Source organism: Pseudomonas sp. S3_B11 (assembly GCF_054667715.1).
In genome coordinates this window covers 6,749,415-6,768,614 of the sequence record NZ_CP162749.1, presented here as the reverse complement: position 1 = coordinate 6,768,614, position 19,200 = coordinate 6,749,415, and the positions used below count along the sequence as shown (strand labels likewise).

Annotated in this window: 15 protein-coding genes; 4 read left to right on the top strand and 11 right to left on the bottom strand. The window is 62.9% G+C overall.

Annotated elements, in window-relative coordinates:
* Positions 1–19: 19 nt before the first annotated feature.
* The 11 genes from AB4O22_RS30370 to AB4O22_RS30320 all read right to left on the bottom strand — a co-directional run bounded on the left by AB4O22_RS30370 (position 20) and on the right by AB4O22_RS30320 (position 14,445).
* Positions 20–448: a DUF350 domain-containing protein gene (locus AB4O22_RS30370; protein ID WP_003205981.1), complete on the bottom strand. Its 429-nt coding sequence runs from the start codon at positions 446–448 to the stop codon at positions 20–22.
* Positions 449–463: 15 nt separating this feature from the next.
* On the bottom strand, positions 464–1,126 hold the full coding sequence (locus AB4O22_RS30365) for a DUF2491 family protein (RefSeq protein ID WP_460095713.1): 663 nt from the start codon (positions 1,124–1,126) through the stop codon (positions 464–466).
* Positions 1,113–2,147 (bottom strand): ion channel, encoded by a 1,035-nt coding sequence (locus tag AB4O22_RS30360; RefSeq protein ID WP_460095712.1) that lies wholly within the window; start codon positions 2,145–2,147, stop codon positions 1,113–1,115. Before AB4O22_RS30360 ends, AB4O22_RS30365 begins: the two co-directional genes overlap by 14 nt.
* 308 nt (positions 2,148–2,455) lie before the next feature.
* Positions 2,456–3,154: a PspA/IM30 family protein gene (locus tag AB4O22_RS30355; protein ID WP_003205987.1), complete on the bottom strand. Its 699-nt coding sequence runs from the start codon at positions 3,152–3,154 to the stop codon at positions 2,456–2,458.
* Positions 3,155–3,176: 22 nt separating this feature from the next.
* Entirely contained in the window at positions 3,177–3,758 is a 582-nt protein-coding gene (locus AB4O22_RS30350) for a YjfI family protein (RefSeq protein ID WP_013694303.1), read from the bottom strand.
* 486 nt (positions 3,759–4,244) lie between these two features.
* The gene (locus AB4O22_RS30345; protein ID WP_460095711.1) at positions 4,245–5,078 is read right to left on the bottom strand and encodes a YfaP family protein; all 834 of its coding nucleotides are present in this window, start codon (positions 5,076–5,078) and stop codon (positions 4,245–4,247) included.
* 3 nt (positions 5,079–5,081) lie between these two features.
* The gene (locus AB4O22_RS30340; RefSeq protein WP_223523907.1) at positions 5,082–6,701 is read right to left on the bottom strand and encodes a DUF2300 domain-containing protein; all 1,620 of its coding nucleotides are present in this window, start codon (positions 6,699–6,701) and stop codon (positions 5,082–5,084) included.
* A 1-nt stretch (position 6,702) separates the two neighbouring features.
* A complete protein-coding gene (locus AB4O22_RS30335; protein WP_460097770.1) occupies positions 6,703–11,271 on the bottom strand; it encodes an alpha-2-macroglobulin family protein in 4,569 nt (1,522 codons plus the stop codon).
* Entirely contained in the window at positions 11,268–11,927 is a 660-nt protein-coding gene (locus tag AB4O22_RS30330; RefSeq protein WP_460095710.1) for a DUF1175 domain-containing protein, read from the bottom strand. The genes AB4O22_RS30335 and AB4O22_RS30330 overlap by 4 nt, the downstream gene beginning before the upstream one ends.
* Positions 11,912–13,621: a DUF2138 domain-containing protein gene (locus AB4O22_RS30325; protein WP_460095709.1), complete on the bottom strand. Its 1,710-nt coding sequence runs from the start codon at positions 13,619–13,621 to the stop codon at positions 11,912–11,914. Before AB4O22_RS30325 ends, AB4O22_RS30330 begins: the two co-directional genes overlap by 16 nt.
* Before the next feature lie 35 nt (positions 13,622–13,656).
* A complete protein-coding gene (locus tag AB4O22_RS30320) occupies positions 13,657–14,445 on the bottom strand; it encodes a YfaP family protein (RefSeq protein ID WP_460095708.1) in 789 nt (262 codons plus the stop codon).
* Positions 14,446–14,713: 268 nt separating this feature from the next.
* Here AB4O22_RS30320 and AB4O22_RS30315 point away from each other — a divergent pair, with 268 nt between their 5' ends.
* From AB4O22_RS30315 to dxs, 4 genes are all read left to right on the top strand, one after another.
* Positions 14,714–15,850, top strand: a complete 1,137-nt coding sequence (locus AB4O22_RS30315; protein ID WP_460095707.1) for a Fic family protein — start codon at positions 14,714–14,716, stop codon at positions 15,848–15,850.
* 147 nt (positions 15,851–15,997) lie between these two features.
* The gene (locus tag AB4O22_RS30310) at positions 15,998–16,240 is read left to right on the top strand and encodes an exodeoxyribonuclease VII small subunit (RefSeq protein WP_003185917.1); all 243 of its coding nucleotides are present in this window, start codon (positions 15,998–16,000) and stop codon (positions 16,238–16,240) included.
* Complete coding sequence (ispA, locus tag AB4O22_RS30305) at positions 16,237–17,124, top strand: (2E,6E)-farnesyl diphosphate synthase (RefSeq protein ID WP_460095706.1); 888 nt, start codon at positions 16,237–16,239, stop codon at positions 17,122–17,124. The genes AB4O22_RS30310 and ispA overlap by 4 nt, the downstream gene beginning before the upstream one ends.
* Positions 17,125–17,239: 115 nt before the next feature.
* Positions 17,240–19,138: a 1-deoxy-D-xylulose-5-phosphate synthase gene (gene dxs, locus AB4O22_RS30300; protein ID WP_069971354.1), complete on the top strand. Its 1,899-nt coding sequence runs from the start codon at positions 17,240–17,242 to the stop codon at positions 19,136–19,138.
* The last annotated feature ends 62 nt before the right edge of the window (positions 19,139–19,200 follow it).

The window sequence follows — 19,200 nt, the reverse complement described above, 5'->3', positions numbered from 1 at the left end:
CGGGTTCTCCGTGGCGCAATCAGTTCGTGGAAGGCGTCATGCACGCGGCGTTCAACATGCCGACGCTGATGGCCACGGCAGCGATGTAGATACCCGCGGCGATTTCACCGTTCTTGATGCGCGCGGAAGCGCCCTTGAGCACCAGGCTGGTCACCAGGAACGCCAACAACTGAACGACAGCGGCGATCACTGCCCAGACGACGAAATCCAGCAGGCTGATCGAGTAGGCAATCACATTGCTGGCCGGGATGGCGAAACCAATGAGGGCACCGCTCAGGGCGATCGCCGCAGCCACGTTGCCCGAACGGATCAGTTCAAACTCTTTGTGTGGTGTGACATGGATGTAGATGAACTGAAACAGCGCGAACAGCACGGCGGCGCCGAGGATATAAAGGACGAAGCCGAACACGGCGGCCTTGTTCAGGGAAATGGAGAGCGCTTCAAGCATGGACTTCTTCCTTATTCAAAAAGTGTTCAGGTCAGTGGTGTACAGCGAAATACCCAGCGAAGTGCTCAGGCTGACAGTGCCTTCGGCGTCCTCTTCGACGGAGAACAGCAGGAACTCCCGGCGATCCGTCAGGCCGGTGTCGCGGGCGTACAGCATCGAACTGTGCTCGACGTTGTAGGATTCATCCGGGTTGCTCACGCGCTCGCTCAACGTCACCAGTTCTGTCTGGCCAGCCTCGGTGCCCCACTCGCGGGTGTACTCGACGCCGTCGTGGGTGTAGGTCGGCAGGCCGATCAGGCTTTCGGGGCCGGCCAGGCGACGCAACTCCGCTTCACTGTTGATCGTGACGTAGCTGAGGTAGTTGAACAGGATCACCGACTCGACCTGCCCGGCGATATCGCCACTGGTGTGCACTTGCAGCCAGTAGTCCTCGTCGTTCATGTAGCAACGCGACAGCCAGTTCGACTGCCCGAGGTCGACGATGCCCAGGCTCCAGATCTGTTGGGAGCCCGGGATGACCACGGTGCTGTTGCCGTCGAGCAACAACTTGAGCGTGGAGTCGAACATGACCTGCTTGCCGGAGGCCAGGCCCAGCGGCCCGGTGACAGGCGAGTTATTGCTGGTTGTCGTGTTCGCGTTCGGGGCCTCAAGCCCCATCAACTGTTTAAACCACCCCATGGGAAATTTCCTTGAGACGCGTGGAGGCGATGTAGAAGAGTTCTCCGCCCACGACGCGGGTGGCGCCGGGCGGGTTGATCGACGGGTGTCGGGCGCCCTTGGCGCGGTAACCAATCAGCGTAGCGTTGTGCTGTTCTTTCATCCGGGCATAAAGGTCACCGAACGTCGCTTCAAACGCCTCGGGTAGCTTCATCAGGTACTGGGTGGCGCCTTGGCCGACACAGAGCAATTCATTGATGACCACGGACGAGCCCGGGTCCTGGGAGGCACGCACCAGCATTTCGATGGCCATGCTGGAGGTGCATTCCAGGCTCGGCGCATAGGCGCTGGCGAGGGCGGCGATTTCGCTGTCATTGAAGTGCGCGACCACATGCCCGGCGGGCCCCAATTGATTGACCGCCAGCACGGTGGCCAGGGTCAGGTCGTCGGAATGGGTTCGCACCAGCACGCGTTCGGCACCCGGCACGCCGGCACGCTGCAACAGCGCGACGGAGGACAGGCTGTCGCCCTTGATGAACGAGGTCTTGCCGGGCATGGGGTTTTCTTCAAGATCGCAATCGCAGATGACGATCAGATTGTCATTGGACGTTTCGTCCTGCAGCAGCAACTCAATGACCCGCTCGCTGGAGGCGCCCTCCCAGCCGATGAGAACCGTGTGGCCGACCTTGCCGGTGAAATCGCCTTTGCCCTTCATGCCTTTTCTCCATACATCAATGACGCTGCTGGTGGTTTTGCCGATGACCGTCGTCAACAGGGCAATGCCCCCGAGCATGATCCAGGTCGCCACAAAAATTCGCCCGGCGGATGTCTGTGGCAACAGATCGCCATAGCCGACGGTGAGCGTGGTGGTGAGATAGAAGTAGATAAACGTGGCGGCGGCGATGAGGTGTTGCTCGCCCAGCAGCACCAGGCCGATCCAGGCCGTGGACAGGTGCACGCCCAACGCTATGGCCAGGCCCGCCCAGCCGAACCGATGGAAGAAGGACGCAGCGTACGTGCGCAACAAAAGGAAAATCGACATTCGTCCCTGACTCCGTGGGGCTTCGTTCCTGGCGGGATCATCGCTCTGGCGTCTGAGGGCTCGAGCGTAGTGGCCGGACAGCATTAAACCTGCTGCGGGGCTTGGATAAAAGTACCTGCCTCACAATTAAATCCATGGCGTGCCGAACACTTTTGTGGCGAGGGACCTATGTAGGAGCTGTCGAGTGCAACGAGGCTGCGATCTTTCCCCAGACACTTGAATCTCAAGCGAAAGATCAAAAGATCGCAGGCTTCGCCAGCTCCTACAAAGTCCGGCACGAGCAAGTCCCTCACTACGGGCTTGACTGATTACTCAGCCGATTTTTTCTTCAAACGTTCCAGGATCGCATTGGCACTGCCTTCGTTCGGCGTGATGCCAGCGTCGCGCAGCTTGCGCTCCAGATCGGAGCCGGTCGAAGCCTCGGCCAGTTCGTCCTGGGCTTGCAGCTCGGCGGCACGTTGCTGTTGCTTGGCCTGCAGACGGTTGAGCGTACCGACGGCGGTTTCCAGCTTGCCATTGGCGCCGCCGCTGGCGATCGAAGCACTGACCTGGGCCTTCTGCACGCTTTCGCGGGCCTTGGCCATGTCCACCTGCTGACGCAGGCTTTTGATCCGGCTTTCGGCCTTGGTGATGTCTTTGCGCATGTTGTCCGCATAACCGCCGAATTCGGTCGCGTGCTTCTGCTCGGCGTCCAGTTCGTTGGTCAGGGTCGAAATGGCTTCGGCCACTTCCAGCGCCAGGTCTTCGCGGTTGGCCTGGATCGCGGCCAGGGCCTTGGCTTCCAGGTCCTTGATCTTGGCGTTGTATTCGCCGACGCGATCAGTCGCCAGCTTGTGCTTGGCCATGATGGTGACCAGTTCACGCTTGGCGTTGGCCAGCGCGCTGTCGGCATCGCGAATTTCCTGGTCGAGGATGCGCAGGGCCTGTTGGTCGACGATCGATTCACCGACTTCGCTGGCACCGCCACGCAATGCGGTGAACAATTTGCTCCAGATGGACTGAGTCATTGGATGGTTCCTGTTCGGTGAATTAAATGAAGAAGCGTTCGAAGGCTTCGCTGGCGCGCTGGACGTTGTCGACGAGGGTTTTGACCTCGGTCACGACGTTGGTCAGGCTGGAGTCGGAGCTCAGCGCACCGAACATGTTGTAGACGACCTGTCCGTTGGGCATGGTCTCGATGCCGATGGACGACAGCGGGAACATTTCCCGGCTGCGCAGCACGGCATCGTTGAAGGCCGCCACGTCGTTGATCGATTCGACGTCCACCAGGACGGTATCGACGATGATCTGGTCGCCCACCACCGCGATGTAGATCGGCAGGCCACCAAAATCATTCATTTCCAGCTTGATGCTGGACTCGGAGCCTTGAACGAGAGAGAGAGTGATGTCGTTCGCGACCACTTCGTCCAGGGCCTGAAGGGCGCTGTAGAGGCGATCGATGTTCCAGTTGTTACCTGCGCTCATGTAATCCTCCGACATGAATGAGCCAGCCAGAATCGGTTGGCGTAGCTGTTTCTCCATCTGCTTGAGCAGGCTTCGGTTTTCGGGAAGCACCCAAGTCTCGTGTTTCACATACCCGGCGGCACTCAGGCCCGCGCGCATCTGCTTCATGTAGAAGCTCGACGGCTTTTTCGCGGAGGGTTTGGCGCGCTCTCCCGTGCGGCTCGCTGAATCGGTCGCAGACCCGTCTGGCGGATCTGATGGAGAGCTGATTGGCATGATACTGACCCCACTGTGAAAAACTCACGCGTGAGAAACACTACAGGTACTTTCCAAACCTCACAATAGCTCACGCGTGAGATTTTTTTAGCGACTGATCCCCCCTGTGGGAGCGAGCTTGCTCGCGATAGCGACCTACCAGACACCTCGATGCCGAATGTGCCGCCGTCATCGCGAGCAAGCTCGGCTCCCACAGGTTTTTTGAGCGTTCACAGATCAGGCGTCCACCATCGATCCTCTGTGGGAGCTGAGCTTGCTCGCGATGGCGGTGGGTCAGCTTGCATTGATGCTGGATGCAAGACCGTCTTCGCGAGCAAGCTCGCTCCCACAGGGGGATCTCCCCAGGCGGCGACATCAGTTGTGACTGCTGATGGCGCCTTACGGATAGCTGAAGCTTTTGACCAACGTCAGTTCACCCACCGCCCGCATTGGCACGACGAAGGTTTCCATCTTCTCGTTCGGCGTGCCCTCTTCGGTGATCACGGTGACTTGTGCGGTGGTCAGGGCTTGTTGCGCTTGTTCTCCACCGCCCTCGCCCTCTTCGTCGACCTCCTCACTGCGATAACCGCCGCCGTAGTAGTTCACATACACCAGGTACTGGCCTTTGATCGGCGCGGGCATGGCGAAGATTTCCGGGCCGTAGCCGGTGGTGACGTCGACGTCGAGAGCGGCGCCGTTGGCGGCGGCGCGGTCGCCGTACCAGATGTGGGCGCCGTCCGGGGTGACCAGGTGCAGGTCCAGGTCGGTGCCGTCGCTGTCCCAGGTCAACAGGACCCGCAGCTTGGCCGGTGTGGCGCCGCCGCTGGTGTTGAGAAATTGCGTACGGTGGCGCTGCTGGCCATCGGCGCTGCGTACTTCAACGCTGTTGCTGCCGTTGGGGAACGAGAACGGCCGGTCGAAGCGACCTTCCTCGTCCAGCTTCAGCGGCAGGCTGACGCCGTTGACGATGAGTTGGCCCGGTACGTTGCTGTCCTTGGGTGCGCTTTTGATCTGCCCAGTAATGCGTGCGGTGTTGGCTTGGCCCGGGGGCGTGTTGACCGACGAAGCCGGGTAGTTGACGGTCTGGCTGAAACTTTCGCCTTCACCGCCCGGCGCACCGCTGCGCCAGCCGCCAATCGGAGTGTCGAGCTTGATGGTGTCGGCGGCCATGGCCGAGGGCAACGCGGTCAGGGCGCAGAACAACAGCAAGACCTGTGGATAACGGAGTGTCATGGTCTATTCCAGCAAGAGGTGACGGGCAAGCCCTTCGATATAGGTTTCGTCCTGGCCGTTGGGATGAGCTTCGAAGGCCAGGTGCAGATATTCATGCGTCAGGTCGAGACGGTCCTGCAGCGACAGCACGCCGCGCACGTAGATGCGCTGGCGCTCGCGGTCGACATAAGGCCGGCCAAAGGCGACGCGGCAGACGGCGAAAGCGCTGATTTCGTTGTAGCCCACTTCACTTTCCAGCCGCTCGCGCCAGCCCCGGCGCTGTTTCAGCAACCAGTCCTGCGCGGCGGGCAGCGCCTCGCAGGATGCCACCGGGTTGTCCCAGCGGCTGAGGCTGGCGCGCGGGTAGGCGTGCAGCAGGATGGCGTCGTAGCGCTGGCCGGCGTTGGCTTGTTCCACCGCTTGTGCCCAGGACAGTTTGTCCGGCCCAGGCTGGTCGGAGTGGTAGGTAACATCGGTGCCGGCCAGGACCAAGTCGCTGGTCCAGGCGGCAATGGCGCGGGTTTCGGGCGCCGCCGGGCGTGGCGCGACGCGCTGGCGATGGCTGCTGTCGTCGATGCTCAGGCAATCGCCGTTACGCTGGGCGTTCTGCAGCAGGTAGGTGCGGATCGCCACGGCCAGGGCCTTGGCCGCCTCGGCAGGCTCGGCCTTGGCTTCGCGCTGCAAGACTCGGGCGACGTATTCCTCCCGGTCCAGACGCGCCACCAGCTTGCCGGGCATCAGGAACAGCTCGCCATCGCTGTGGATGTCCAATTGATTGCCATTGGTAAATTCGACGCGGTAGTCGCCGCGCAGTTGACCTGGCGAGGCCGGACGGTCACCGGACATCACCCGCTGCAACGGATAGCGGGCAAACAGGCCGACTTCCACGCAACGTCCGGTTTCCGCCGGCCAGCGCGCTGGCAATGCCGCCGCCAGACCTTCACCGTAGACCTTCAGGACCTGCTGGCTGGTGCCGCGGCCACCGGCCCACACCGGGGTGCCATCGGCCAGCCAACCGGCGAAACCGCCCTGTCGCGATGAAGGCCCCTGGTCACCCAGCCAGCTCCAGGTCTTGACCCGCAGGCGACTGCCCAATTCGCCGACCAGCCGCCCGTCGGCCGCGCTGAGCGCCACATCCAGCAGCACCCGTCGCGCCTGCTCCTGGGCCGGCAGCGTGGCCAGGGCCTTGAGTAACTGCGCGACGGGCACTTGCGTCTGGGGTTGCAAGGTCGGCAGATCCAACAACCATGCCGGCGCCTGACGGGCCTGCCAGTAATCGCGCCAGTTCGAGGCCGACAGCCCGAGCCGCTGTGGCTCGAAATACAAGCCACAGGATTTCACCAGGGCCTGGTCACGACCGATGCTCTGCCCGGCGTTGCAGCAATAGACTTCTTCCTTCGACTCGCCGCGGCACTCATAGACCGGTTCGCGAGCGTCGGTGTCCACCAGCCAGGCGTAGACAAACAGCTTCCACAGGCTGCCCAGAGGCGCCTGCAAAGTGTCGGGCAATGGTTGGCGATCCAGCACCTGGGTCTGGCTCACGCGCAGCAATTGACCGTCGAAGGCCAGGCGCAACGGCTCGTCCTGCGCTGCTGCCAGCGCAGGGATCAAGCACAACAACCACCCAACCCACAGCCTGCGCATGTCAGTTGACCGTGATCTGACCGAGCGCCGGTTTCTGTTCCCGCGCCTGATGTTGCGGCGCGTAGACCTGGGTGAAGCGCACCGGTGGCAAGGTGAACTGGCCTTTCTGGGAGAAGCGCACCAAGTGCCGCAGGCGCAGCTCGCCACTGAGGGCGTCCACCGGCACCGCATACGCCATCTGGCCGGGCTCGAAGCGGGCTTTTTCCAGGGACGTCGGCTCGCTGTCGGCCTTGCCCATCAACTGGATGCCCCAGGTAGTGCGCTCCACATCGGCGCCCGGCGGCAGCGGCACTTCGAGCATGCCGTAGCGCAGAGGCGTCGGCGCCTTGCTGTTGATGATCACTTCATCCAGGTAGAGGCTGTCGCTGGACAACGGTTTGTTGCCCACGGCTTCAAGCTTGAAGGTGAAGGCCTCGTCGCCCGGCACCAGACGCGACAGGCGACGGGTGATGGACACGGCCATCGGTGCTACCGGCGGTTGCTGGCTCTGGAAGCTCAGTGCCGCTTGCAATGGACGCTCCTGGGCGCCGGTCAGGGTCAGCATCGTTGGAAGCTGCGCGCCCTGCCACTGCCAGTAGGTTTCACCGGTCGCGCCCTGCTTGGCTACCCAGCCTTCGCCCGGTGCCAGGGCCACGGCCGGTGCTGCCTGTTCGATGCTGCGCTGCAACCAGGTCAGGGCCAGGGCCCGTTCCAGGGTGGACTGCTGCGGCAACACACGCTCCAGCAATGCCGTGGCGCGGGCCTGATCGAAGCTCTGCAACGACAGCACCAGGGCCTCGACGAACGGCTGCGAGCTGAGTTCCAGTTGCTGTTGCGCGGCATCGGCTTGACGACTGAAGGCCGCCGGCAACGGCACCTTCGCTTGTTTCGCCAGGGACGCGGTCAGGACACGGGCACTGGCCAAGCCAAGGGCCGAATCCGGGGCGTTCATGACCAGGCTGTCTTCGCCGCTGTCCAGCACGCTCTCGGTACTGTCTTCACTGGCCTTGGCCAGGTCGTCCATCAAGCCGCTGAGCAAGGTGTTCACCGGCAGTTGCATCTGCTTGGCGAACGACAGGATCAGCGCACGCTGCAGCAGCGGCGTATCGCCGGCCTGCTTGGCGTAGACCTCCAGCACCCGTTGCCAGTGTTCCGGCGGCAGGCTCAGGTCCAGGGCCTTGCTGGCGTGCCAGTCGGCGTAATAGGCATAGGCGGTGAGGAATGCATCCGGCTCACCGTCCTGGCCCCACCAGGTAAAGCTCGCCGAGGGGCCGGCCATCTGCACCAGGCGCAAGCGGCTGTTCTGCATGATCAACCGCAAGCGGTCGCGGATCTGCGGGTTCGACGCCAGGGTCGGATAGGCGATGCTCAATGGCAACAGACGGCTGGCGGTCTGCTCGACGCCACCGTACGGATAGCTCAGCAGGTCATCCAGGGCCGAACGGAACAACGCTTGCGGGCTGTCATCCAGGCGCAGGCGAATATCGCTGGCGTCGGCCGGCAGGGTCAACGGGGTGTCACCGCTCGCCACATCAAGGCGCTGGTTCTGGGTGACTTGCCAGCCATTGCCGCTGGCGTTCAAGCGCATGGCCAGGGCGTCCTGGGTTTCGCCGTTCAATTGCAACTGCACGTTCAAGTCGCCACTGCTCAGTTCCAGGGCCGGCAGCGCCACATAGTTGATGCCGTTTTTCAGGTCCACCGCCATGCGCTGTTCAGTGCCGGCGTAGCGGATCAGCAGCTCGGCCTTCAGTGGTTTTTCAGACTGGCTGAACGCGAACAGGCCCAGTTGCGGCTTGTCGCCCGTGCGGAAACGGGTCGGGCCGCTCCATTTCAGGTACAGCGGTTTTTCCGAGGCGATGAACTGCTTCTTCTGGCCCACTTGGCCGTCGTCGGCAATGGCCTTGGCCGTGATGCGCCAGCGAGTCAGCGAGTCCGGCATCTTGAAGGTGAAACGGGCCTTGCCGTTGGCGTCAGTGACCAGCTCCGGCTGCCATGCAGCGGTGTCGACGTCTTCACGACGTGGCCGCTCCAGTACCTTGACCCCGCGTTCGCTGCGGTTGGCCTTGCCCGGCGCGCCAGGGCTGCCTGGCAGTGCCACGTCGTAGCTGATGAACGACAGGCTGGCACTGGTGCGCACGTTGTTGCGACGCGGGTGATAGAAGAACTGATCGATGGTCGGGGCCACTTCCGGTTGCAGGGCGTAGACCATTTCGTCCACCACGCTGACCGTCAGGTGCGCCGGGATCGCCTTGCCAGCGAACTGGGTACTCAGGTCCACGGTCACCGTGTCGCCCGGGCGGTAGGTGGCTTTGTCGGTGACGACGGCAACGTCGATCTGCGGCGTGACCACCTTGATACCGGCGTTCTGGAAGCTGTACTGACCGCCTTTGGTGTACAGCACCGAGAAGGTCAGGTTCGGCGCGAAGTTATCCTTCACGGCAATGCGCGCGCGGTATTGGGTGTCGCTGAGCTTTTCCATCTTCAGCCAGTCGCCGCCCTTGGACAGCAGCGCCGTGGCCTCGACTTTGTCCCGCTCAAGCGACAGCAGCGCGTCGCTGACCGGCTCCGGGAAGGTGATCAGCGCCAGCGCTTCGTCACCGGTCTTGTATTCAGGCTTGTCGAAGACGATCTCGACAGTGCCCGGCACGGCCTTGATGCCTTCACCGGTCACTGCATGGGCGGCGGCGCCAATGACCCGGCCGTGGTCGTCCTTGAGCGTCAGGTTGTAGGTGCCAGGGCGATCGAAGGTCAGGCTGAAGCCCTTGTCCTTGGCCGCCAGTTTGCCTTCGCCGGTGCTCTGGTCTTCCAGGCGCACCCAGGCGTAGCTGCCTGGCGTCACGGCTTTGGCTTGTTCGTTGCCGCCTTCGTTGGCGTAGCTGAACGACACCTTCTGGCCGGTGGCGCTGAACCGCTGGGGAGCGCTCAGACGGAAATTCGCCGCGCCACGGTCGATGAGGATTTCCTTGGTGGTCTTGACCCGATACGCCGCGCCATCGCTGGCAAACACGGTGAGCGTGTAGCGGCTCGGCTTGTCGGCGGCCGGCAAGTCGAGGGTCGCGTTGCCCTTGGCATCGGTGGTCACTTCGCTGCTGGTCAGCTCGACCGGGAATTGCCCCAGGTATTGCAGCTCGTTATCGACCATCGACAGTTGCTGGGCGCGCAGGCTCAGGCTCACCGTGGCATTCACCACAGGTTTGCCGTCCGGGTACAGCAGCACGAGGTTGCCCTTGACCGGCTCGCCGGTGCGGTAATCCTGCTTGGCCAGGTTCAGGGCGATCTCGAAGTGCGGCTTGATGTATTCGGCGACACGAAAGGCGCTGCTGTAGAGCTGGTCCTTGTAGCTGAAACGCAGCTCATAACCGCCGGCCACGGCGTTTTCCGGCAGTTGGAAACGGCCTTGGGTGCCGGCCTTGGAATCGAGCTTCAGGGCCAGGGTTTGCAGCTCGGTGCCGGTGGCGTCCAGCACGCTGACATTGACGTCGGCTGCAGTCGGTTGCACCGAATCACGGGCGTTCTTGAACTCACGGCCGACGATTTTCAGCGATACCCAATCCCCTGGCCGGTATAGCGGCCGGTCGGTGAAGGCATAGAGCTTGGTGTCGTAGATTTCGCTGTCGTAGTAGAAGTTTTCCGAGACGAATACCCCGCCCTCCTCATCTTCACCGATGACGAAGGAACGCTCCGGGCTGACGTGCTTGAGGCGCAGCAGGCCGTCTTCATCGGTGGCACCGCTGCTCATCACGCCCAGGCCGTCGGTCCACAGCACGTTGACCTTGGGCACCGAACGCCCTTCATGCTTGCGTGCGGCCCAGACCAGCAATTCATCACCGGCAATCTTGCTTACCGCCACGGTGTTGGAGACGAAGACCATGGTGGTCGCGCGGTATTTGCCGATCAGCGCTTCCACCAGGTACAGGCCTGGCTTCAACTGGCCCAGCGGTACATAGACGTTGCCCGGCGCGACGCTGACGAAGTCACTGGACGAGCCGGCCAGGTTGACGCCCGCGGGCGGCTGGATCGGCTTGGCTTCCCAGAGCGGATAACGGAACTGGCTGACCACCGGCAAGCCCGGGATCAAGGCGAATTGCGGCGGTGCGTCGTACGGGGTCGGCGCGACCAGGGCATCACCGATCTTCAGTTCCGGCACTTCTTCGGTGACTTGCTGGCGGGACTCGTAGGAAAACGCCCGTTGCATCACTCGACGAGACTTGCGGTACCAGTTGTCCCACAGGTACGCGAGGGTGTTCGACAGGCCTTCGCCCTTGAACTGGCCATCGCTGACCACGCGGTGCAGGTTCTTCTGGCGCTTGAGGAAATCCAGCGGCTTGTCGATGCGATAGACGCGGATATCGGCGCCGCCGTAGGGCTCCATGCGGAACCGACGGTAGTCGCGGCCCGGCGCTTCGAGGCGAACCATGGCCTGCTCGTCGCTGGCAAAGCTGCTGTCGGCCAGCAGAAAGAAACTTTCACCGGACACCGGCGTGTAGCCGCTGGGCTCCACCGTATCTTCGGCGTTCACAAGGGGTGCCAGCAACAAGGCAAACAGCAGGGGCAATTTTGAACACAAGCGCAGCATGCGGGCACCGGTCATTGGGAGAGAAAGTTGAGTCGATAGACGCCGATGAAGTTGGGGTTGGCTGCGTCGGGTATCCATCGGGTGTCCTTCCAGTTCATGAGTTGTTGCAGGCTTGCGGAGCGCATGCCGTTGTCGGTAGGGGTTGTGGTGCCGGTGTGATAGGCGATGTAGCGGCCCATCCAGATCATCAGGTGCTGGTCGTCGCCCTGATCGAAGAACATCAGGTCGCCGGGACGGGCCTGGGCGACATCGCGGCCCACCAGGTGACTGTTGAACTGGATCAGCTTGATGGCGTTGACGTAGGGGCCGACCTCGCCTCCGCCCTGCTGCCATTGCTGGGCCAGGCGCCGTTGCGCATCGCTCAGTGGCAGTTCCGGCGGCAGGTAGCGATTGGACAGGCCATTGCTGCGCAGCCATTTTTCATCGTGGACCTTGAGCGCTTCGTTGGCGGCAAAGCGCACCAGCCCGGCGCAGTCCTGCTGATACCAGCGCGGGCTCGGTCCTTTGGTCAGCTGTTCCTGGGCGATGCGCACGAACCAGGCACGAAAGACCTGGGATTGCTGCACGTCCAACGCCGGCGCCTCGACGGCAAGCGCAGGCCCGCCGAGCAGCAACGCCAGCAGCAGCGTCAACGCGGGGTTGCGGATCAGTGCTGTCACAGCGCTTTCCATTCCAGCGGCAGCCACTGCCAGTGGCCATCCGGCTCGCTGCCTTCAGGCAACGTCAGGGCGTATTTGCCGTAGCCGCCGAGGGTGCGCAGTTTCGGGATCAGGTAGGTTTGCGCGGCGTTGTAGAACACCGGCTCCATGTCCTGGGGCAAGCTGTCGAGGGTTTCGCGCTGCATCAGTTGCGCCATGGAGTCCGGGCCGAAGTAGACCGGCATCAGCAGGTCCTTGGGCACCACGTCGGCCATGGGCGGAAAGCGTTTGTCGAGGGTGCCGAGGGCCTTGTCCACCAGTTTGTCATCGAGGGAGAACAGCAAGGTCGAACCGTGGCGCGCCAGGCTGACCCGCAGGAAGGCCTTGCCGGTAATCGCGTCAGGCTGTTCCGCTTCCTTGGCCAGGTAGGGACCGAAATTGGAGCTGACCTGACGCAGCCACTGGTGCGTCGGGCCTTGCTGCTTCTCGACCACCGGGAATGCATGCTCGGCAACGTTGTTTTCATAGGCGCCGACCATCGAACCGAACAGGTTGCCCAGGTCGGCGTCGAGCTTGCCGTCGTCTTCATTCAGGCTCGCCACCAGCAGCGGCGTGTACAGGCGCGAATCGGCGTACCAGCACAGGCCCGCAGCGCCGGCCACATGGTCAACCATGGCCTGGGCGGCTTTTTCGTCGGCACCGAGTTTTACCAGCAACGGTTTCTGTTGCTCGGCGGCCAGGGGCAAGGCCACGCAGGCACTGGCGCCCATGGGCATGGCTTGCCAGATCGGCTTGAAGTCGAAGTCCGGCTGGTTTTCCAGCTCGTCCATCGCCAGGAAGCTGTGCCAGCCCTTGTCGTCCATGTCGAAACGCAAGCCGGCGAAGTTCGGAATGAAACGCTGGTAGCCCATGGCGAGCACGCTGGCGTTGACCGAGATGCGTTGCTTGACCTCCGGCGCCTTGGGCGGCAGGCCGAAGGCTTCGGGGAACAGTTTGTCGCCATTGAGCAAGGCAGCCAGGGCGGTCGTCGAAACGCTGCCCGGCTCAACCGCGGAACCGCTGGCCGGGTCATACAGCTTGGTCGGGTTGGACAGCACGACCAGCTTGTCGCCATGGGAGGCGAAGACCAGGGATTTGCTGGCGTTGTAGCTGAGCTGGTAGAGCGCGACGTCGTCACCGCCTACCTTCAGGTCGCTGAGCTTGCTCAACTGAGTGTCGTCCAGGGCGACTTTCGCCAACGGTTCCAGGACCTTGGCCAGGCCACCGCGATCCATCACCAACAGGAAATCCTTGAGGCGACCGTCCGCACCGCGCCAAAGCGCGACATCGGCCGGCTGGTCGAAAAGTTCTTCGATCAGGCTGTCCTGCAGCTTGAGGTCATGCTCGTAGATGATCCGACGCAGGCTGCCGATCAGCCCGAGACGGTCGGCATGGGCCTCGTAATAGAAGACGAAGTCCTCGGTGAGCGTGGCCTTGAGGAACGGCACCGCCAACAGGTCCTTGGGCAACTGGCTCAGGGAATGGGCCTCGAGCAAGCCGTCGGGACGGCTCAAGCCGAGTTTCTCCAGCGCCAACTCCATGGGCGGCGCCTTGGGCTTGTTCATGAACCAGCCCAGCCCGGCGGCCACACCGGCTACCAGGCACAGCCCGATCAGTATCGCCGGCCAGCGGCGCACAGGTTTGGCGACAGGTGTCGGCGTGGTCGGGGAAGCAGTGTTGTCGCTCATATTCACAAGGGCCTGTTCATCCGTGGAGCGGATACTTAGTAGTTGAAAGTCTTGACCAGCAACAGATCGCCAATGGCGCGCAGGGGCACGACAAAGGTCTCGCGTTTTTCATTGACGGTGTTTTCGTTGAGCACCAGGTTGATCTGCGAGGTGATTACCTCGTTCTCGTTACTGGTCTCATCGAAGTTGTAGCCACCGCTGCCGTAGTTGCCCCAATAGTTCACGTAGACCAGGTAGGTGCCGTGCATCGGCGCGGTCATGGTGAACATTTCAGGGCCGGGGCCATCGACGCCATCCGGGTCGAGACCGCCGCCGTTGCTCAGCGCCGGCTGGCCGAAGAACGCATGTTGGCCGTCGGGTGTGACGATATGCAGATCGAGTTCGGCCTTCGGATCGTCCCAGCCCAGCACCACGCGGATCTGCGCCGGGGTGCGCAGGTTGTTGGCTTCATAGAATTGCACGCGCTTGAGGGACTGGCCTTCTGAGCTGCGCACCTCGACGCTGTTGGAGCCGGCGCCGAACGCATACGGCCGGGCGAAACGGCCGTCGTCGTCGGTATAGAGATTCAGTGGATTGCCGTTGACCGCCAGGCTGTGGGGCTGGCGAGCCGTGCCCATGGCCTTGAGCCGGCCCTCGATCATCGTGCGATTGCGCTGCACGCCCCGATCGATGGGCGGTGTGGGATAGGCGACTTGCGGGTTTTCGGTGCGATCGAGCAAGCCGCTGTAGCGCCAACCGCCCACCGGCTCCGACATCTCGGCAGAAGGCTGCGCCCACGCCAACGGCGCGCCGAGCAACACGATCAATAAAGAAAGAAAACGCACGTATGCCTCCTGCCATGCACGACGCAACCCGGCGCCAATCCTCAGCGCTGCTTGTCATTATTCGGGTTTCGTCTGAAGGCCCCGTCGCAAGGGGGCCGTAGATGGCGCGAAGGTTAGCGATTCGGCGGATTATTAACAATCGGGGAACGCGCGATTCTGTGTGGGAAATCACGTACTGAGGGGGAGTGAGCCGAATAGAGGGCCTATTCGGCTCACAAAATGAGCCGAATAGCGTTATTATTCGGCTCATTCATCTTTGGACAGGCGCATGACACCCCATTGGATCTGGCAACAGCCCGACTGGCCCGACTTCCGCTGGCAAGCTGAAGCATTGGCCCCCCTGCTACGCGAATGCGTGCAGACACAAGGTCAATTGCTCGGAATGACGGGCGCGGTCACGGCTTCGCTCAGCGCCCAGAACGAACTGGATGCCTTGCTGCAAAACATCGTGACCTCTTCGGCTATCGAAGGAGAACAATTGAATGTCAGCTCGGTGCGCTCGTCCCTCGCTCGCCGCCTGGGCCTCGAGCACGTCGACGACACGCCGGTCAACCAACGCAGCGAAGGCTTGACGAACCTGTTGCTGGACGCGACCCGGCACTTCAACCAGCCCCTGACGGTCGAACGCTTGCTGGAATGGCACGAGTGGTTGTTTCCTGATCAAACAAGCGACCTTGCCTATCGACAGATCCGCGTAGGCGCGCTGCGCGGTGACGAACCGATGCAAGTGGTTTCGGGCAGGCTGGAGCGACCTATCGTTCACTTCGAGGCGCCGCCTCGCCAGGGCCTTGAACAGCAATTGCAAACGTTCGTCGACTGGTTCGAAGCCAGTCGCCATCAGGTCAGCCTCGATCCGCTACTGCGTGCCGGCATTGCTCATTTCTGGTTTGTTACTCTGCATCCATTCGACGATGGCAATGGTCGCCTGACCCGCACCCTGACCGATTTGGCATTGGCCCAGGGTGAGGCTCAGGCGATCCGTTTCTACGCCATGTCCGTGAGCATCCTGGACGACCGCGCCGGTTATTACCGAATCCTGGAAAACAGCCAGAAAGCCACGCTGGATATCACCGGCTGGCTGACTTGGTTCCTGCAGACACTGTTGCGCAGCCTGCATAAAGCGATGACACAGATCGAAAGCGTGCTGGGCAAGACCCGGTTCTGGCAGGCCCATCGCGCTTCGGCACTCACGCCTGAACAGTCCAAAGTGCTGAACCGGTTGCTCGATGGCGGCGAAAAAGGCTTCGGGCAGGGGATCAGCGCCACTCAATATCAAGCCGTGGCCAAGGTCTCCAAGGCGACAGCAACGCGACACCTGGCGGAACTGCTGGAGAAAGGTTGCCTGGAGCGGATGCCCGGCGGCGGGCGCAGCACCCGTTACCGAATAAACTATCCCGCTGATTGAGATCATTTGTGGCGAGGGGATTTATCCCCCTCGCCACAGGTTCCGACATCCTTGCTGATCGGGGTGACGCCCGGCGGTCCTGATTTGCCCCAATACCCCATGTCTGCTAGTGTCGCGCCGGTTTAACAGTCAACCGGAATAGCCGCCATGGCCCGCAAAAAAGCTGCACTGGATTTCGAACAATCTCTGGCCGACCTGCAAACGCTGGTCGAACGCCTGGAGAACGGCGAATTGTCGCTGGAAGACTCGCTGACCGCCTTCGAGCAAGGTATCGGCTTGACTCGCGACTGCCAGGCGGCGCTGGCCCAGGCCGAGCAGAAGGTGCAATTGCTGCTCGAGCGTGACGGTGAGCTGACCGAAGAGCCTTTCGACGCGGAACAGCCTGAATGATCGGCGCCTATCAGGCCAGCAGCCAGGCCCGGGTCAATGCTGCACTGGAGACGTTGTTCAGCGCCCCGAGCCCGGAGCTGGCGCGCCTGTACGAAGCCATGCGCTACAGCGTGATGAACGGCGGCAAGCGTGTGCGGCCGCTGTTGGCCTACGCCGCGTGCGAAGCCTTGGGCGGCCAGGCCGAGCAGGCCAACGGCGCCGCCTGTGCGGTGGAGTTGATCCACGCGTATTCGCTGGTGCACGACGATTTGCCGGCCATGGACGACGATGACCTGCGTCGCGGCCAGCCCACCACTCACAAGCAATTCGACGAAGCCTGCGCGATCCTGGCCGGCGACGGTTTGCAGAGCCTGGCCTTCACCGCCCTGTTGGATCCAGCTCTGAGCGATTGCCCGACGCAGGTTCGTCTGGACATGGTCAGCGCCCTGGCGTTGGCGGCAGGCCCTGCGGGGATGGTCGGCGGCCAGGCCATCGATTTGGGCTCAGTGGGCCTGAAGCTGGACCAGAGCGCCCTGGAATACATGCACCGGCACAAGACCGGCGCCTTGATCGAGGCCAGCGTCCGGCTCGGTGCCCTGGCCAGCGGCCGGGCCACGCCTGAACAATTGCAGGCCTTGCAGACCTACGCCCGAGCCATCGGCCTGGCGTTCCAGGTGCAGGACGACATCCTCGACGTCGAAAGCGATACCCAGACCCTGGGCAAACGCCAGGGTGCCGACATCGCCCGCGACAAGCCAACCTATCCGGCCCTGCTCGGCCTCGACGCCGCCAAGGCCTACGCCCTGGAGTTGCGCGACCAGGCGCTGGCCGCGCTGCGACCCTTTGACGCGGCGGCCGAGCCGTTGCGCGACTTGGCGCGCTATATCGTCGAACGACGCAGCTGATACAGGGTCAACCCATTCATAAGTGCGTATCGGCCAAGTTCCGGCCTACGCGTGGGCAGCTTGCGATGCATAAGGTAAACTGCCGCCTCTTTCTATACCTATAACGATTCGCCTGATGCCCACGACGTTTCAAGAGATTCCCCGCAAGCGCCCGACCACGCCCCTGCTGGACCGCGCCAACACGCCGGACGGCCTGCGTCGCCTGGGTGAAGCCGAGCTGGAAACCCTGGCCGATGAGTTGCGCCTGGAGCTGCTCTACACGGTCGGCCAGACCGGTGGGCACTTCGGCGCGGGCCTGGGCGTCATCGAGCTGACGATCGCGTTGCATTACGTGTTCGACACCCCGGACGACCGGCTGGTGTGGGACGTTGGGCACCAGGCCTACCCGCACAAGATCCTTACCGGTCGTCGCGAGCGCATGGGCACGCTGCGCCAGAAGGACGGTATCGCCGCCTTCCCGCGCCGCTCCGAGAGCGAATACGACACCTTTGGCGTCGGCCACTCCAGCACCTCCATCAGCGCCGCCCTGGGCATGGCGATTGCCGCACGCCTGCAAAACAGCGAGCGCAAGGCCATTGCCGTGATCGGCGACGGCGCACTGACCGCGGGCATGGCCTTCGAGGCGCTGAACCACGCGCCGGAAGTCGACGCCAACATGCTGGTGATCCTCAACGACAACGACATGTCGATCTCGCGCAACGTGGGCGGGTTGTCCAACTACCTGGCGAAGATCCTCTCCAGCCGCACCTACGCCAGCATGCGCGAAGGCAGCAAGAAAGTGCTGTCCCGCCTGCCCGGCGCCTGGGAAATCGCCCGCCGCACCGAAGAATATGCCAAGGGCATGCTGGTCCCCGGCACGCTGTTCGAAGAACTGGGCTGGAACTACATCGGCCCCATCGACGGCCATGACCTGCCTACGCTGATCGCCACCCTGCGCAACATGCGCGACCTCAAGGGGCCGCAGTTCCTGCACGTGGTCACCAAGAAAGGCAAAGGCTTCGCCCCGGCGGAAGTCGACCCGATCGGCTACCACGCCATCACCAAGCTCGAACCCCTGGACGCTCCGGCGGCCGCGCCGAAAAAGGCCGGCGGACCGAAATACTCCGGCGTCTTCGGCCAATGGCTGTGCGACATGGCCGCCGCCGACCCGCGCCTGGTGGGCATTACCCCGGCGATGAAGGAAGGCTCGGACCTGGTGGCCTTCAGCGAACGCTACCCGCAACGCTATTTCGACGTGGCGATTGCCGAGCAGCACGCCGTGACCCTCGCTGCCGGCATGGCCTGTGAAGGCGCCAAGCCGGTGGTGGCGATCTATTCGACGTTCCTGCAACGGGCCTACGACCAACTGATTCATGACGTCGCGGTACAGAACCTCGACGTGCTGTTCGCCATCGACCGCGCCGGCCTGGTGGGCGAAGACGGCCCGACCCACGCCGGCAGCTTCGACCTGTCGTTCCTGCGCTGCATCCCCGGCATGCTGGTGATGACCCCGAGCGATGAAAACGAGCTGCGCAAGATGCTCACCACCGGTCACCTGTTCAATGGCCCGGCCGCAGTACGCTACCCGCGCGGTACCGGCCCGAACGCGACGATCTCGACCGACCTCGAGCCAATCGAGATCGGCAAGGGTGTGATCCGCCGCCAGGGCAAGCAAACCGCCCTGCTGGTGTTCGGCGTGCAACTGGCCGAAGCCCTGAAAGTCGCCGAGACCCTGGACGCCACCGTGGTGGACATGCGCTTCGTCAAACCCCTCGACGAAGCCCTGGTGCGCGAGATGGCCGGCAGCCACGACCTGCTGGTAACGGTCGAGGAAAACGCCATCATGGGCGGTGCCGGCGCAGCGGTCAGCGAGTTCCTGGCCCGGGAAAACATCCTCAAGTCGGTGCTGCACCTGGGCTTGCCGGACAGCTATGTCGAACACGCCAAGCCGGCGCAGATGCTCGCCGAATGTGGGTTGGACGAGGTGGGAATCGAAGCGGCGGTGCGCCAGCGGTTGCTGTTGCTGGGCCTGTAAGTTCAGCCCACACAAGCCCCTGTGGGAGCGAGCTTGCTCGCGATAGCGGAAGATCAGTCAAT

Excerpts from the sequence above, each read along its gene's own strand:
- AB4O22_RS30325 (WP_460095709.1), bottom strand. The coding sequence starts at position 13,621 with ATGAGCGACAACACTGCTTCCCCGACCACGCCGACACCTGTCGCCAAA.
- AB4O22_RS30310 (WP_003185917.1), top strand. The coding sequence starts at position 15,998 with ATGGCCCGCAAAAAAGCTGCACTGGATTTCGAACAATCTCTGGCCGAC.
- AB4O22_RS30365 (WP_460095713.1), bottom strand. The coding sequence starts at position 1,126 with ATGGGGTGGTTTAAACAGTTGATGGGGCTTGAGGCCCCGAACGCGAAC.
- AB4O22_RS30370 (WP_003205981.1), bottom strand. The coding sequence starts at position 448 with ATGCTTGAAGCGCTCTCCATTTCCCTGAACAAGGCCGCCGTGTTCGGC.
- AB4O22_RS30345 (WP_460095711.1), bottom strand. The coding sequence starts at position 5,078 with ATGACACTCCGTTATCCACAGGTCTTGCTGTTGTTCTGCGCCCTGACC.
- AB4O22_RS30315 (WP_460095707.1), top strand. The coding sequence starts at position 14,714 with ATGACACCCCATTGGATCTGGCAACAGCCCGACTGGCCCGACTTCCGC.
- AB4O22_RS30340 (WP_223523907.1), bottom strand. The coding sequence starts at position 6,701 with ATGCGCAGGCTGTGGGTTGGGTGGTTGTTGTGCTTGATCCCTGCGCTG.
- AB4O22_RS30355 (WP_003205987.1), bottom strand. The coding sequence starts at position 3,154 with ATGACTCAGTCCATCTGGAGCAAATTGTTCACCGCATTGCGTGGCGGT.
- dxs (WP_069971354.1), top strand. The coding sequence starts at position 17,240 with ATGCCCACGACGTTTCAAGAGATTCCCCGCAAGCGCCCGACCACGCCC.
- AB4O22_RS30335 (WP_460097770.1), bottom strand. The coding sequence starts at position 11,271 with ATGACCGGTGCCCGCATGCTGCGCTTGTGTTCAAAATTGCCCCTGCTG.
- AB4O22_RS30360 (WP_460095712.1), bottom strand. The coding sequence starts at position 2,147 with ATGTCGATTTTCCTTTTGTTGCGCACGTACGCTGCGTCCTTCTTCCAT.
- AB4O22_RS30330 (WP_460095710.1), bottom strand. The coding sequence starts at position 11,927 with ATGGAAAGCGCTGTGACAGCACTGATCCGCAACCCCGCGTTGACGCTG.
- ispA (WP_460095706.1), top strand. The coding sequence starts at position 16,237 with ATGATCGGCGCCTATCAGGCCAGCAGCCAGGCCCGGGTCAATGCTGCA.
- AB4O22_RS30350 (WP_013694303.1), bottom strand. The coding sequence starts at position 3,758 with ATGAAGCAGATGCGCGCGGGCCTGAGTGCCGCCGGGTATGTGAAACAC.